This is a genomic window from Mongoliimonas terrestris, from assembly GCF_001927285.1.
Lineage (GTDB): Bacteria > Pseudomonadota > Alphaproteobacteria > Rhizobiales > Pleomorphomonadaceae > Chthonobacter > Chthonobacter terrestris.
Map to the genome: position 1 here is coordinate 143,224 of NZ_MSIG01000001.1, position 15,531 is coordinate 158,754.

A 15,531-nucleotide genomic window follows, 5' to 3' on the forward strand; every position below is an offset into this window, starting at 1 on the left:
GGATGCTGCCCCGACAAAACGTGTCGTGCAGCTGCCGAAACCGCCAATGCTTGCCGCAGGACGTCCAGGACGGCTCAGACCCGCGGCCCGCAGGTCATCCCCCGATCCCGAGGGCTCCCGTCCGACAGGGGCTTGACGGGCCGCGCGCATGCTGGAAAGCTAGCAGATGTCAGACCAATTTTGGGCGTGATCAGAGCGGGCGCTCAAGCCCGCCCGCCGGGTCGGGAGGCAGGGGGAGGGAGATCATGGCCGATGGACATGCCATCATGACGCCTTTGCCCCGGCCCGACCGGGCGGCGGCGGTAATGAAGGCGGTGGCCGATTTCGTCCACCGGGCGGGCCTGAAGCCCGGCGACAAGCTGCCGACCGAGCGGGAGCTCTGCGCCGCCCTCGACGTCGGCCGGTCCACCGTCCGCGAGGTCATCCGCCAGCTCCAGGCTCTCGGCATCGTGGAGTCCCGCAAGGGCAGCGGCACCTATCTCCTGCGCATGGTGTCGGCCGGCACCATCCACGTGCCCCTCACCTTCGATACGACCCATCTCCGCGACGTCCTTCTCCAGACCCTCGACGTCCGCCGGGGCGTGGAGGCGGAGGCGAGCGTCATCGCGGCGCGCCGGCGGACGCCGGAGGATCTCCGCGTCATCGAGGAGAAGCTCGACCAGATGGAACGGGTGCACCTGGAAAAGGGCACCGCCGGCCGCGAGGACCTCGCCTTCCACCTGGCGATCTACGACGCTACCCACAACCCCTTGTTCCGCCAGCTCCTGGAGCAGATGCGCGAGGCGTTCGAGCGCTTCTGGGACAAGCCCTTCGACCGGCCGGACTTCGCCCGCCGGTCGTTTCCGTTCCACCGCCAGCTGTTCGAGGCCATCCGCGACGGCGACGAGGCGGCGGCGCGGGCCACCACCATCGCCATCCTCGACATCGTGGAAGAGGACATCAAGGACATGTCTCGATGATCCCGGACGATCCCTTCGACCTCGCCCGGCTGACCGTCGCCCACGACGAGGCCCACGCCTTCGACGCGGTGGTGCCGCCGATCGTCCAGACCTCGCTGTTCACCTTCTCCTCCTACGCGGAGATGGAGGAGACCTACCGCGGCCTGAAGATCCGCCCGACCTACACCCGCGGCCTCAATCCGACCGTGCGCCTCTTCGAGGAGATGATCGCCCGCCTGGAAGGCGCCGAGGACGCCATCGGCTTTGCCAGCGGCATGGCCGGCATCTCGTCCACCGTGCTGACCTTCCTGAAGCCCGGCGACCGCATGGTCTCAGTGAAGCACTGCTACCCGGACGCCTACCGGCTGTTCCAGACGCTGCTCGCCGGCCTCGACATCCAAGTGGACTATGTGGACGGCCTCGACGAGGCGGCGGTCGCGGATGCGCTGCCCGGCGCCAGGCTCCTCTACCTGGAAAGCCCGACCAGCTGGACCATGGAGGCCCACGATGTCGGCGCCCTCGCGGCGCTCGCGACGCGTCACGGCGCCCTCAGCGTCATCGACAACTCCTGGGCGACGCCGGTCTTCCAGCGACCGCTCTCCCTCGGCGTCGACATCGTGCTCCACTCCGCGTCCAAGTACATCGGCGGCCATTCCGACGTGGTGGCCGGCGTGGTCGCCGGGTCGGCGGAGCTGATCCGGCGGATCCGCCAGACGACCTACCCCTATCTCGGCGGCAAGCTGTCGCCGTTCGACGCCTGGCTGTTGATCCGGGGCCTCCGGACCCTGCCGATCCGCATGAAGGCGCACGAGGCGGACGCGCTCGCCGTCGCCCGGTGGCTGCGCGAGCACCCTCGGGTGGAGGCGGTCCTGCACCCGGGCCTTGCCAACGGCCTCCCGCCGGGACTGACCGGCACGTCGGGCCTCTTCAGCTTCCGCTTCCGCGAGGGCGTCGACATCCCGGCCTTCGCGGACGCCCTCGCCCTCTTCAAGCTCGGCGTCAGCTGGGGCGGCCACGAGAGCCTCGTGGTCCCGGCCGAGGTCGTGCGCAAGCAGGCGGCCGGACCCAATTCGGCGATCGACTTCGGCATCGACGCCCGGGTCGTCCGCCTCCACGTCGGCCTGGAGGGCGCGGGCGCCCTCATCGCCGATCTCTCCGCGGCGATCGAGGTCGCCTCGGCTTGAGCGCCCCTCGGTCCGACGGACCCCGTCAGGCCGATGGGAAAAACGCTCCAGAACCTGACCCACACAAAAAGCATCTCTAAGGGACCAAGGGGACAAGCCATGATCAAGTCGCTGATCGCCGCCTCCATGGCGGCCGTGCTGATGACCGGCACGGCGCTGGCGGACACCACGCTGAAGCTCGTCGAGGTGATCACCAGCCCGGAGCGCACCGAGACGCTGCGCGGCATCGTCAAGACCTTCGAGGAGGCCAATCCGGGCACCACGGTGGAGATCATCTCGCTGCCGTGGAACGAGGCGTTCGAGAAGTTCGCCACCATGTATTCCGCCGGCGAGATCCCGGACGTCATGGAGATGCCGGACACCTGGCTCGCCCTCTACGGCACCAACGGCGCGCTGGAGGACCTGGAGCCCTTCCTGAAGGACTGGGAGCACACCGCGGACCTCTCCGACCGCGCGCTGGAGTTCGGCCGCCAGGTGGGCGGCAAGACCTACATGCTGCCCTACGGCTTCTATCTCCGGGCCATGTTCTACAACAAGAAACTCCTGGAGGAGGCCGGCGTCGCCGAGCCGCCGAAGACGCTCGATGACTTTGAGGAGGCGTCCCGCAAGGTCTCCGCGCTCCCCGGCAAGTATGGCTATTGTCTTCGCGGCGGCCCGGGCGGCCTCAACGGCTGGATGATGTTCGGCGCCTCGATGGCCGGCACCGACCAGATGTTCAAGGAGGACGGCACCTCCACCTTCGCCGATCCGGGCTGGGTGAAGGGCTTTGCCTACCTGATCGACCTCTACAGGAACGGCTATGCCCCGAAGGACAGCGTCAACTGGGGCTTCAACGACATCGTCGCCGGCTTCTATTCGGGCACCTGCGCCTTCCTCGACCAGGACCCGGATGCGCTGATCGCCATCGCCGAACGCATGAGCCCGGACGACTACGGCGTCACCACCATGCCCAAGGGCCCGGACGGCAAGACCTTCCCGACCATCGGCTTCGCCGGCTGGTCGATGATGGCCAACCCCGCCGACAAGGAGCTCGCCTGGAAGCTGATCGCCACGCTTCAGGGTCCGGAGGGCAACATCGCCTGGAACAAGCGCACCGGCGCGCTGCCCGCCCTCACCTCCGCGTCCAACGACCCGCACTTCGCGACGCCGCAGTTCGAAGGCTGGTTCAACGAACTGGCGGACCCGGACGCCAAGCCGCTCTCCATGCCGACCTACCTGGAGGAGTTCGCCTTCTTCAAGGACAGCCTCGTCATCAAGACGAGCCAGCAGGCCCTCCTCGGCGAGATCACGCCGGAAGACCTCGCCAAGCAGTGGGCGGACTACATGACCGCCGCCCAGCAGAAGTGGCTCGCCAACAAGAAGTGAGGTGACTGTCGATCCCTCTTCTCTCCCGCGAAGTGAGTGATCGACAAGCACTGAAGCGAGTGTCCGTGCGGATGATCCTTCCCCTCAGGGGAAGGTGGCCCGAAGGGCCGGAAGGGGTCGTCTTTGTCTTCGTCATACTCTGTCGCGAAGTCATAAGGTCGACGGAAAAAATACGACCCCTTCCGCCTCGCTCCGCTCGGCACCTTCCCCTTAGGGGAAGGCTATTCCAGCGATCCCATAACCCGGACCCCCTCCATGACCGCCCCCGTGGCCGCGCGCCGCCGCCCCTTCCTCAGCCGCCTCGCGGATGCCAGCGAGCCGTGGCTCTACACCGCGCCCGCGCTGATCCTGATCGTGGCCGTCATGCTGGTGCCCCTGGTGCTCGGCATCTCCTACGCCTTCCGGGACATCAAGCTCCTCAACCCCTTCGGCGGCGGCTTCGTCGGGCTGAGGCACTTCGAGGCGCTGGCGACCGACGAGGCCTTCCGCACCGCGCTCGTCAACACCCTCTGGTGGACCGGCGCGTCCGTCGTGTTCCAGTTCGTGTTCGGCCTCATCCTCGCCCTCCTCCTCAACCAGCCGTTCCGCGGCCGCGCGGTGGCGCAGGCGCTCTGCTTCCTGCCCTGGGCGGTGCCGAGCTTCCTCACCGGCCTCGACTGGGCGTGGCTGTTCAACCCGGTGATCGGCCCGCTGCCGCACTGGTTCGTCGCCCTCGGGCTGATGGACACGCCGCAGAGCATCCTTTCCGACCCGGATCTTGCCATGTGGGGGCCGATCATCGCCAACGTCTGGTGGGGCATCCCCTTCTTCGCCATCACGCTGCTCGCCGCCCTGCAGGCGATCCCGAAGGACCTCTACGAGGCCGCCGCCATCGACGGCGCCGGCCCGATCGAGCGCTTCCGCTCGATCACGCTGCCCTTCCTCGCCCCGACCATCGCGATCACCATCCTCCTTCGCACCGTGTGGATCTCCAACTTCGCCGACCTCATCGTGGTGATGACCAACGGCGGACCGGCGGACCGCACCCAGATCGTGGCGAGCTACATCTTCACCACGGCCTTCCGGCGGCTCGACTTCGGCTACGCCTCGGCGATCGCCCTCGTCCTCCTCGTCCTCTTGCTCGCCTATTCCATGCTGATCGTGCTGCTGCGGCAGTCGCTGCTGAAGCGAGGCTGAACCGCCATGCGCCGCAATCCCGTCCTCACCGTCCTGCACCGCCTGGCGATCGGCCTCTACATCGCCTTCGCGCTCTTCCCGCTCTACTGGCTCCTGAAGGTCAGCGTGACGCCCAACGACCTCCTCTATTCGGAGGGCGTGCGGATGTGGCCATCGCGCACGAGCCTGGAGCACTACGCCTTCGTCATCGCCAACAGCGACTTCCCGCGCTTCTTCCTCAACAGCGTCATCGTCTCCGGCTCCACCGCCGTCATCGTCACGCTGGTCGCGGCGATCGCCGGCTACGCCCTGTCGCGCTTCGCCTTTCGCGGCAAGTACTGGATCACGGCCCTGATGCTCCTGACCCAGATGTTCCCGCTGGTGATGCTGATCGCGCCGATGTTCAAGATCCTGTCGCCGCTCGGCCTCACCAACAGCCTGACCGGCCTCATCGTCGTCTACACGGCCTTCAACGTGCCGTTTGCGACCTTCCTGATGCAGTCCTTCTTCGACGGCATCCCGCGCGACCTCGAGGAGGCCGCCATGATCGACGGGGCGACCCGCTTCGTGGCCTTCCGGCAGATCATCCTGCCGCTGACGCTGCCCGGCATCGCGGCGACGCTCGGCTTCGTGTTCACCGCCGCCTGGAGCGAGCTGCTGTTCGCCCTGATGCTGATCTCCGGCAACGCGGCGGCCACCTTCCCGGTCGGGCTCCTGACGTTCGTGTCCAAGTTCTCGGTGGACTTCGGGCAGATGATGGCCGCCGGCATCCTGGCGCTCATCCCCGCCGCCCTCTTCTTCCTCTTGATCCAGCGCTATCTCGTGCAGGGCCTGACGGCCGGCGCGGTGAAGGGCTGAGGAGACCCGCATGGCCGCCATCGACATCACCGCCGCCCGCAAGAGCTATGGATCCGTCGACGTGCTCCACGGCGTCGATCTGGCGATCGGCGACGGCGAGTTCGTCGTCCTCGTCGGTCCGTCCGGCTGCGGCAAGTCCACCCTTCTGCGCATGATCGCCGGCCTGGAGGAGATCTCCTCCGGCGAGATCGCCATCGGGGGCCGCCGGGTGAACGACCTGCCGCCGAAGGACCGGGACATCGCCATGGTGTTCCAGTCCTACGCGCTCTATCCGCACATGACCGTGGCGCAGAACATGAGCTACAGCCTGAAGCTCCGCCGCACGCCGAAGGAGCGGATCACCGCCGCCATCACGGCGGCGGCCGGCAAGCTCGGCCTCGACGAGCTGACGGAGCGTCGCCCGAAGGCCCTTTCCGGCGGCCAGCGCCAGCGCGTCGCCATGGGACGGGCGATCGTGCGCAGCCCCAAGGCCTTCCTCTTCGACGAGCCGCTCTCCAACCTCGACGCGCGCCTGCGCGAGCAGATGCGCGTGGAGATCAAGCGGCTGCACAAGGACCTCGGCGCGACCTCGATCTACGTCACCCACGACCAGATCGAGGCGATGACGCTCGCCGACCGCATCGTCGCCATGAACGGCGGCGTGGTGCAGCAGGTCGGCAGCCCGCTCGATCTCTACGACCGGCCTGCCAATCTCTTCGTCGCCGGCTTCATCGGCTCGCCCGCCATGAACATGATCCCGGCCGTCTACCGGTTCGCCGACGGCGCCGCCGTCGCGGAGGTCGAAGGCGGCCACCGCCTCCCGCTCGCGGGGCCGTTTCCGGTGCCCGACGGGACCACCGTGGTGATCGGCGTCCGGCCCGAGCACGTCACCGTCGCCGCCCCAGGTGCCGGCGGACGGCGCGCCGACGTCAGCCTGGTGGAGCCGACCGGTTTCGGCTCCATCCTGCACCTTGCCCCGTTCGGCCCGCCCATCAAGGCCTTCACCCTCGACCGCGGGCTAGGGCGGGACGGCGCCGCGGTGGACGTCACCTTCGATCCCGCCCGGCTCCACGTGTTCGCCGCGGCGGACGGCCGGCGGATGGATCCGGCCCCCTGAGGGTCCGGCCCCGATCCTCGACCCTCGATCCCGCCGTGTCATACCGAGCCCGCATAGTTTCGACCTGTCGAAACTATGCGGGCGAAGGCAAGCCCGAACGGGCGTCGGCCGGTCAGGCCGTAACCTCGTCAAGGTCCGACGTGTCGGACCTTGACGAGAGAGGTATCAGACCCCCAGAGGCAGGCGGAGCGCGTGCCGCCCGCCGTCCAGCGGCAGGCGGATGCCATCGCCGCGGCTGCCGCCGGCCGCGCCTTCGCCGGACCCGCCCGGCATCGGCGCGCCCAGCTCGAAGACCAGGTCGTAGCGGGTGGACCCGCTGACGACCCGCGCCTCGAAACGGTCCCAGGAGGCCGGGACCTTGGGGGCGACGACGAGGTGGTCGCCTTCCCGCCGGATCCCGAGAATGCCTTCGACGCCGGCCCGGTACATCCAGCCGGCCGCCCCGGTGTACCAGGTCCACCCGCCGCGACCGACATGCGGCGCGACGGAATAGACGTCCGCCGCCACCGCGTAGGGCTCCACCTTGTAGCGATGGACCTCGGCCGGCGTCCGGGCGTGGTTGATCGGGTTGAGCAGCTGGAAGAGCGCCGCCGCGCGGTCGCCGTCGCCGAGGCGAGCGAAGGCGAGGATCGCCCACATGGCGGCATGGCTGTACTGGCCGCCGTTTTCCCGCAGGCCCGGCGGATAGCCCTTGATGTAGCCGGGATCCCGCTCGGTGCGGTCGAACGGCGGCGTGAACAGGAGGGCGATGCCGTCGTCGCGGCGGACCAGATGGGTCTCCACGGCCGCCATCGCGGCGGCGGCGCGGACCGGGTCGGCGGCGCCGGAGAGCACCGCCCAGGATTGGGCGATGCTGTCGATCGTGCATTCCCCGCTCGTCGCCGAGCCCAGCCAGGCGCCGTCGTCGAAGGTCGCCCGCCGGTACCAGGCGCCGTCCCAGCCGTCGCGTTCGATGGCCGCCGCGACGGCGGCCGCGTGGGCGCGCCACCGGGCCGCCCGGGCGGGATCGCGTCCCTCGGCGATCGGGCCGAGAAGCGCGATCGTCCGCACCAGGAGCCAGCCGAGCCAGACGCTCTCGCCTCGGCCCCCCTCGCCGACCCGGTTCATGCCGTCGTTCCAGTCGCCGGTCCCGATCAGCGGCAGGCCATGGGCGCCGGTGAGCGCGATGCACTGGTCGATGCCGCGGGCGCAGTGCTCGAACAGGGTGGCGGTCTCCTCCGACACCGTCGGCTGGAAGAAGGCGTCGTGCTCGCCCGGCCGGAGGTCGGGGCCCTCCAGGAAGGGCACCCGCTCGTCGAGCACACCGGCATCGCCGGACGTGGTCACATAGGTCGCGGCGGCGTAGCCGAGCCAGACCCGATCGTCGGAGATGCGGGTGCGAACCCCCTGGCCGGAGTGCGGCAGCCACCAATGCTGGACGTCGCCCTCCGGAAACTGCCGTCCGGCGACCCGCAGCAAGTGGCGGCGCGTCTCCTCGGGCCGAGCAAAGGTCAGCGCCATGGTGTCCTGCAACTGGTCGCGGAAGCCGTAGGCGCCGCTCGCCTGGTAGAAGGCCGACCGCGCCGTGATCCGGCAGGCGAGGGTCTGGTAGAGCAGCCAGCCGTTCAGCATCACGTCCATCGCCCGGTCGGGCGTCCGGACCTGCACCGCCCCGAGGAGTTCGGCCCAGTGCGTCCGGATCGCGGCGAGCATGGCGTCCGGATCGGCGTTTCTGAGGTCGAGGACCAGCGCGCTGGCCTCCTCGGCCGAGGCCGCCTGGCCGATGGTCCACGTCAGCGTCGTGCTCTCGCCGGGGGCGAGACCGATGACCGTCTGCAACGCCGCGCAGGGGTCGAGGCCGGCACCGACCGCGCCCGACAACGGGGCGGTGCCGTCCAGTCCGGCGGGGCGGTCCGGTCCGCCGCGGCCGAGGAATTCCGTCCGGTCCGCGGTCCAGGCGGTCTGCCGGCCGCCGAGGTCGGCAAAGGCGACCCGGCCGCCGAAGGCGTTGCTCCACGGGTTGCGCGCCATCATCGCCCCGCTCGGCGCGTCGATCCAGGTGGCGATGAAGGGCGCCGACGCCCCGCGCGCGGTGCCGAGCACCCACTCCGCAAGACCCGTCACCGACAGGCGCCGGGCCGTGGACCCGGTGTTGCGGATCGACAGCCGGGAGATCTTCGCCGTCTTGTCCAGCGGCACGAACTGGACGAGGTCGAGCGCGATGCCCTCCGCCTCGTGCTCGAAGCGGCTGTAGCCGAAGCCGTGGCGCGCCACATAGACCCCGCCGTCCCGCAGGGCGTGGGCGGTGGGGCCGAACAGGGCGCCGGTTTCCTCGTCGCGCAGGAGAAGCGCCTCGCCGGAGGGGTCGAGCACCGGATCGTTGGACCACGCCGTCAACTGGTTCTCGCGGCTGCTGGCGGCCCATGTGGTGCCGCTGCCCTCCGCCGACACGTGGAAGCCGAAATGGGCGTTGGCGATCACGTTGATCCAGGGCGCGGGTGTGACCTGGCCCGGCCCGAGCACGGTGACATACTCCCGCCCGTCCTCGGCAAAGCCGCCGAGCCCGTTGAAGAACTCCAGCCCCGCGGCCGCCGTGGCGGCGGCCTCGCGCGGCAGCGGACGTCGAACGACGCCGGGTACGATCGGCGCCGGTGCGGCCGCCGCAGTCGGCGTGCGCAGGCGCATCAGCTGGTCGGCGATCGAGCCGAGGCGCGCCACCAGCACCAGCCGCGCCGAGGACAGCAGGAGCGCGCGCGCCTCGGCGCTCATCAGGTCGGTGCGCAGGCTGGTCACCGTGCCTTGCGTCGGCGCCGTTCCCAGTCTCGGCCGCGCCTGACTGCTGCGGACCGCCGTCTCCACCGCCGTCTGCAGGTCCTGGATGTAGGACGAGGTCCGCTCGTTGAGGATGACCACGTCCACACGCAGCTGCTTGGAGCGCCAGTATTCGTGGGCGCGCAGCACCTGGCGGACGTGCCGCATGTCCTCCACGTCGTCGATGCGCAGCACGACGATCGGGATGTCGCCCGAAAGCGCGAGCGGCCACAGCCCGCTCTGCGCGCCCAGTCCGCGCGAAAGGGCCTCTGGCGCCGGCCGGAAGCGGCGGTCCGCATAGAGGATGGGCGCCGCGGCCCGCTGGAAGTCGGCGGCCTCGTCGGCCGTCACGCCCAGATGGCGCAATTCCACCTGCGCCTGCGTCCACGCAAGGGTCTTCGCCCGGTCGAAGGCATTGCGGTCGTGGTGGGTGTCGACGAGGTCAAGGAGGCCTTCGCGCGTGTCGGCCACCACGGTCCAGAAGGCCACCCGGACGACCCGGCCCGGCGGCACCCGGACGCGGCGCCGGATCGAGAAGATCGGATCGAGCACGGTGCCGACCGTGCCGGACAGCGGCGCGCCCGCGCGCACCGCCGGCGCCGTCGCGGTCGACCGGGCCCCGCCGTGGAAGCGCGCCCGGTCGGTCTCATGGGTGGGATCGGCGATGATCTCGCCTTCGACCACCGCGAAATGGGCGGCCCACATGCGGGGCTCGTCCGGGGAGCGGGGCCGGCGCGTGGCGATCACCGCGCCGAAGTCCGGCAGGGCGGCAGTCTCCACGAACATCTTGGCGAAGGCCGGATGGACGGCGTCGGCCGTCGGCGTGGTCAGCACGAGTTCGGCGTAGGTGGTCAGTTCGATGTCGCGCGCCTTGCGCCCGTGGTTGGCGAGCGACACGCGCCGGACTTCGCCGTCGTTCTCGCCGGAGACGAGGACGTCCATCGTGGTGACGAGCGTGCCGCGATGGCTGGTGAATTCGGCATGGTCCTCGCGGAAGGTCACGGTCGCCGCGTCGGCGCCGGAAGGGCCGGCGCGGTCGGCCGCCGACCAGACGTCTCCGCTCGCCACGTCCCGGAGGAAGATCAGCGATCCGCCGGTCTCGCGGGTGGCGTCCTCCTGCCAGCGCGTCACGGCGAGATCCCCCCAGCGGCTGTAGCCGGCCCCGGCGGCCGTCAGCATCACGCTGTAGCGCCCGTTGGAGAGGAGATGGGTCACCGGCGGGCCGGCCATCGGCAGGGCGTGGCGGCGCATCGAGGTCGGCTCGGCGCCGTCGGCGCGCTCGGAGGCCCGCACCTCCTCGGCCTTCGGCCTGAGAACCGGCACGTCGCGCGGCATGCGCTCCTGGAGCAGGAGTTCGCTCGCCTGGATCATCGGCTCGCGATGGAAGCAGGCCCGCATGCGCCCGTCCTCAAGCGCGTTGGCGATCGCCACGATCGTCATGCCCTGGTGGTGGGCCATGAAGTTGCGCACCAGCACCACCGTGCCCCCGACCGGCAGCCGCGACGGCGTGTAGTCGAGCGCCTCGATGAAGCCGAAGCGGGCCTTGGCGCCGAGGGTCTCCAGCCGGCGGAAGTTGGCGAGCGCCGCGACCGGATCGACCATGGCGGCAAGGCCGGTCGCATAGGGCGCGATCACGGTGTTGTCGGCCAGACCGCGCTTCAGCCCGAGCCCGGGCACGCCGAAGTTGGAATACTGGTAGGTGAGCTCCAGGTCGCGGGCGCTGAAGGCGGACTCCGAAATGCCCCACGGCACGCCGAGCCGGCGCGCATGGTCCTGCTGGCGCGCCACCACAAGCCGGTTGGTCTGTTCCAGGAGGCTGCCGGCCGGGGCCCGCATCACCAGGGAGGGCATCAGGTATTCGAACATGGAGCCGGACCAGGAGATCAGCGCCGAGGCGGCGCCGAGCGGCGTGGCGGCCCGGCCGAGGCGGAACCAGTGCCGGGTCGGCACGTCGCCCTTGGCGATCGCGAACAGGCTGGCGAGCCGGGCCTCCGAGGCGAGGAGGTCGTAGCAATTGGCGTCGAGCCCGTTGTCCGGGACCGAATAGCCGATCGACAGCAGATTTCGGTCCGGGTCGAGCAGGAAGGCGAAGTCCATCGCCAGCGCGAAGCGTCTCGCTTCAGCCGCCAGCCCGGTCAGGCGGCCGGCAAGCGCCGCGCGCTCGGCCGGCGTCGAGGCGCGGTCGCGCGCCTCCTCCCCCACCAGACGGCCAAGGGCCGCGGTCCAGAACACCACGTCGGCGGGCTCGTCGGGGTCCTCGCCGGAGACGAGGAGGACCGCCGCCCGCGACGCCTTGTCGGTCAGGCGCCGCAGCACCGGGGAGAGGCTTTCCAGGGCCAAGGGGTCGGCGAGCCGTTCGGCAAGCTCGTCGAGCACCGTGCGGAGCTCCGCGCGCGCCTTCGGGCTGCCGCCGGCCTCGTCGAGCGCTTCCAGGGCGAGCGCGAGCGTGTCCGACATCCCGGCGCGCATGTCGGGTCCGCCCGCACCGGCGGCCCACTCGTCGCAGGCGTTCGCGAAGGCGATCAGGTGTCCGGCGAGATTGCCGCTGTCCACCGACGAGACGTACTGCGGATCGAGGACCCTCAGATCCGTCGTCTCGTACCAGTTGAAGAAGTGCCCCTTGAAGCGGCGCATCCGCCGCAGCGACGCGAAGGTCGCGTCCAGCCGATCGGCGGTCTCGTTCGCACCGGTCCAGCCGAAATCCCGCGCCACCACCGCCGACAGGAGATAGAGCCCGATGTTCGTCGGCGATGTCCGGTGGGCGACCACCGGCGACGGAGTTTCCTGGAAGTTGTCCGGCGGGAGCATGGAGTCGGCCGGCGTGACGAAGGTCTCGAAATAGCGCCATGTCCGCCGCGCGATCAGCCGCAGGGGTCGCGGGTCCGCGGCCGCGGCCGCCAGCGCGGCCGACTGGTGGGGTGCCCGGCTGATCACGAAGGCGACGGCGGGCGCCGCGATCCAAAGGCCCGCGAAGGCGAGCGCCAGGGGCCAGGCGCCGGGCGCGAGCACGACCGGGACCCCGGCGGTGACGACCCCGAGCGCCATGCCGGGCGCCATGCGGCGGGCAAAGCCGGCAAGCCCCGTGCGCGGGGCGGCCGACGAGGACGCCGCGGTCGTCCATTCCAGGAGGTTGCGGCGCGTGACGACGAGCCGGACCAGCGTCCGGGTGATCGCGTCGAGGCTCTCGGCGGCATGGTCGGCCAGGAACACCACGTCGAGCGCGACGCGCTGAGCCGCGGCGCGAACGTCGCCTGAAAGACGCGCCAGATGGCTGCGCAGCCGGATGCCCGAGCGGCTCGGAACGAGGGAGAAGGCGATCGGCAGGAAGGCCGGTATGGCAAGCGTCGCCAGCACCAGCAGCGCGGCGCCGACCGCCGCCGGCAGCGGCATCAGGAAGGCGAGGGCAAGGGCCGCCATCCGGGTCGGCGCCAGCAGCGAGCGCCGCAGGTTGTCGAGCATCTTCACCCGGCCCACGGCCGGCATCGGCCGGGCGCTCTTGCCGAGGCCGAGGATCCACGGCAGGAGCTGCCAGTCGCCGCGCATCCAGCGGTGCTGGCGCTTGGCCGAAACGTCGTAGCGGGCGGGGAAATCCTCCACCACCTCCACGTCGGAGGCGAGCCCCGCCCGGGCGTAGACCCCTTCGAAGAGGTCGTGGCTAAGCATGGTGTCGTCGGGGACGCGGCCGGCGAGGGCCGCCTCGAAGATGTCGACCTCGTAGATGCCCTTGCCCGTGTAGGAGCCCTCGCCGAAAAGGTCCTGGTAGACGTCCGAGACGGCGGCCGCATAGGGGTCCATGCCGCCCGGGGCGGAATAGACGCGCTGGAAGGCGGAGCCCTCCGATCCCACCGGCAGCGACGGCGTGACGCGCGGCTGCAGGATCCCGTAGCCGCCGACCACGCGCTGGCGGGCGGCGTCGAACACGGGCCGGTTCAGCGGATGGGCCATCTTGCCGACCAGCCGGCCGGCGGTGTCGCGCGGCAGGCGGGTGTCGGCGTCGAGCGTCACCACATAGCGCACGTCGGCCGGCACGACGGGGTGCCTGCCGTTCGACCCGAGGAAGCTGGTGTCCGTGGCGCCGCGCAGGAGACGGTTCAACTCGTGCAGCTTGCCGCGCTTGCGCTCCCACCCCATCCAGGTCCCCTCGCCGGCGTCGAAGAGGCGGCGGCGAATGAGGAAGAGAAAGCGCGGCCCGCCCGGCGCCGGCCCGTGGCGGGCGTTGAGCCGATCGATCGCCGCATGGGCGGCGTCGATGAGGCCCACGTCCTCGTGCCGGGTCTCGGTGGCCCAGTCGATGCCGTCGGCCACAAGGGCGAAGCTGATGTCGCCGCCGTTCCCGGACAGGAAGTGCACCTCGAGACGCTCGATCTGCTCCAGGAGGTCCGCCTCTCCGGTCATCAGCGTCGGCACCACGACGAGGGTGCGCAACCCCTCGGGGATGCCCTCGGTCAAGGCCAGCGCCGGCAGGGCGTTCGCGCCGAAGTTCCAGGCGACGAGCCGGTTCACCACCGTCGCCGCCACCTCGGTCGCCGGGAGATAGAGGGCCGCCGCAAAGAGGGCGAGGAGCAGGGGCGGAACCGCCGCGCCGCCGATCGCCATCACGGCGCCGAGGACCAGGACCACGGCGGTCAGCTGGATCGCCAGGAGATAGCCGCCGATGCCCATCCGGCGCTGAAACCGGTTCAGCCGCAGACCGACCGGCTGACGAAACCCGATGGCGTGTTCCAGCGCCGCACGGCCGTCCGAGATCAGGTGGTAGCCGGGATCGCGCACGCGCTCGCGGTCGTCCGCGTCGGCCGTAGCCCCCGCCGCTTCCGCCAGGGCGAGCGCCCGGTCGGTCACCTCCAGCTCGGAAAGCCGGGATCCCCGGGCGAGCAGTTCGATCGCGCTGCGGTACTGGTTGCGGGTGGCGAAATCCATCGCCGCGAAGCCGCTCGACTGAACGAGCCGGGCATCCACCAGGCTGACGCTCTCGAACATCTCGGTCCAGTCGAGATCGGAGATCAGCCGCATGCTGGTGATGATGTTGCGCACCGTGACGTTGGAGGCGCCCTGGCGCTGCTGGGCGTTGTGCACGACCTCCTCCACGGAGCGCCCCTGCTTGCGCAACTGGCCCTCCAGCCAGCCGAGCGCGGGCGTGGTCTGCGGGTCCTGGTCCCGCAGCCGCTTGGCGATCTGCGCGGCGAAGCGCTCCGACAGGGCCTCGGCGGGCAACGCCGGCAGGACGGCGGTCCCGCCGGGCGACTCGGCCGCCGCCTTGAGGATGGCGTCGGCCAGGGTATCGGCCTCCGCGCGCAGCCTGCGGCCGATCGAGATCTGGTCGGACAGGCGCCGGAGGTTCTCCACCAGCACGATGCGCAAGGTGATCGCCACCGCCCAGAGTTCGCCGATCTCCAGCGGCTGGACGCTTTGGTAGGCCATCAGGAAGCGCCGCAGCGTCGCCTGGTCGAAATGGCTGTCGGTGTGGGCGACGAAGGCCCAGGCGAGGCCGAAGACGCGCGGGTAGCCGACAAAGGGCCCGTCGGCGAGCTTCGGCAGCTGGCGATAGAACCCCGCCGGGAGGTCGTCGCGGATCTCGCGGATCTGCGCTTCCACCAGATGGTAGTTGTCGAGCAGCCATTCGGCGGCCGGAACGACCGTGTGGCTGGTCTCCATCTCGGCCGCGCTGGACCGGTAGGCGGCGAGCAGCACCGCGGCGTTGGCGTCGAGCCGGGCCCGGAGCGGCGGCACGGCGGGAGGCCGGCGGGTCACGCGCTGGGCGGCGGCGAGGCTCTCGGCGTGCTGCTCGAGCCGTTCGACCCCGAACAGCTCCTCGCGCACGGGCGCGCTGTCCGACAGGAAGGGCACTGGCGCCGATCGCCGGAACACCGTGTGGGGAAGAGGGATCATCGATCGCCTTTCAGGCCGACAAGGGCTCGCGACAGGCGACGAGACGATGAGAACCGAGGGATGGGAGAATGCATGCCCGGATGCCGGGGCCACCCGTCGTCCCGGCGGTCGGTTCGGCGGCATGTCGAGGGCGGTCCGGGAGGCGCCCGGCCGGTCCGGGTGCCGAGCCCGACCGACAGGCGTCGGACACGGACACCCGACCACCGCGAGACGCCGCAGACCGGCAGTTTCGAGGCACCCGCGATGTCCATATCCTTCA

The 15,531-nt window shown here is 70.6% G+C and carries 7 protein-coding genes; 6 read left to right on the plus strand and 1 reads right to left on the minus strand.

The window, feature by feature from the left end:
* Nucleotides 1-245: 245 nt before the first annotated feature.
* The 6 genes from BUQ68_RS00555 (at nucleotide 246) to BUQ68_RS00580 (ending at nucleotide 6,596) form a co-directional block, all read left to right on the plus strand.
* Nucleotides 246-959 carry a FadR/GntR family transcriptional regulator gene (locus BUQ68_RS00555; RefSeq protein ID WP_075213989.1) on the plus strand — a complete coding sequence of 238 codons (714 nt, stop codon included), beginning with the start codon at nucleotides 246-248 and terminating at the stop codon, nucleotides 957-959.
* Nucleotides 956-2,122 carry a PLP-dependent transferase gene (locus BUQ68_RS00560; protein WP_075213990.1) on the plus strand — a complete coding sequence of 389 codons (1,167 nt, stop codon included), beginning with the start codon at nucleotides 956-958 and terminating at the stop codon, nucleotides 2,120-2,122. The genes BUQ68_RS00555 and BUQ68_RS00560 overlap by 4 nt, the downstream gene beginning before the upstream one ends.
* Nucleotides 2,123-2,224: 102 nt before the next feature.
* Entirely contained in the window at nucleotides 2,225-3,487 is a 1,263-nt protein-coding gene (locus tag BUQ68_RS00565) for an ABC transporter substrate-binding protein (RefSeq protein ID WP_075214327.1), read from the plus strand.
* A gap of 255 nt (nucleotides 3,488-3,742) precedes the next feature.
* Nucleotides 3,743-4,663 carry a carbohydrate ABC transporter permease gene (locus BUQ68_RS00570; protein WP_075213991.1) on the plus strand — a complete coding sequence of 307 codons (921 nt, stop codon included), beginning with the start codon at nucleotides 3,743-3,745 and terminating at the stop codon, nucleotides 4,661-4,663.
* Between the two features lie 6 nt (nucleotides 4,664-4,669).
* Nucleotides 4,670-5,500 (plus strand): carbohydrate ABC transporter permease, encoded by an 831-nt coding sequence (locus BUQ68_RS00575; protein WP_075213992.1) that lies wholly within the window; start codon nucleotides 4,670-4,672, stop codon nucleotides 5,498-5,500.
* Between the two features lie 10 nt (nucleotides 5,501-5,510).
* A complete protein-coding gene (locus BUQ68_RS00580) occupies nucleotides 5,511-6,596 on the plus strand; it encodes an ABC transporter ATP-binding protein (RefSeq protein WP_075213993.1) in 1,086 nt (361 codons plus the stop codon).
* Nucleotides 6,597-6,761: 165 nt separating this feature from the next.
* Here the strand turns inward: BUQ68_RS00580 and BUQ68_RS00585 are convergent, their stop codons facing one another.
* The gene (locus tag BUQ68_RS00585; protein WP_075213994.1) at nucleotides 6,762-15,272 is read right to left on the minus strand and encodes a glycoside hydrolase family 94 protein; all 8,511 of its coding nucleotides are present in this window, start codon (nucleotides 15,270-15,272) and stop codon (nucleotides 6,762-6,764) included.
* Nucleotides 15,273-15,531: the final 259 nt, after the last annotated feature.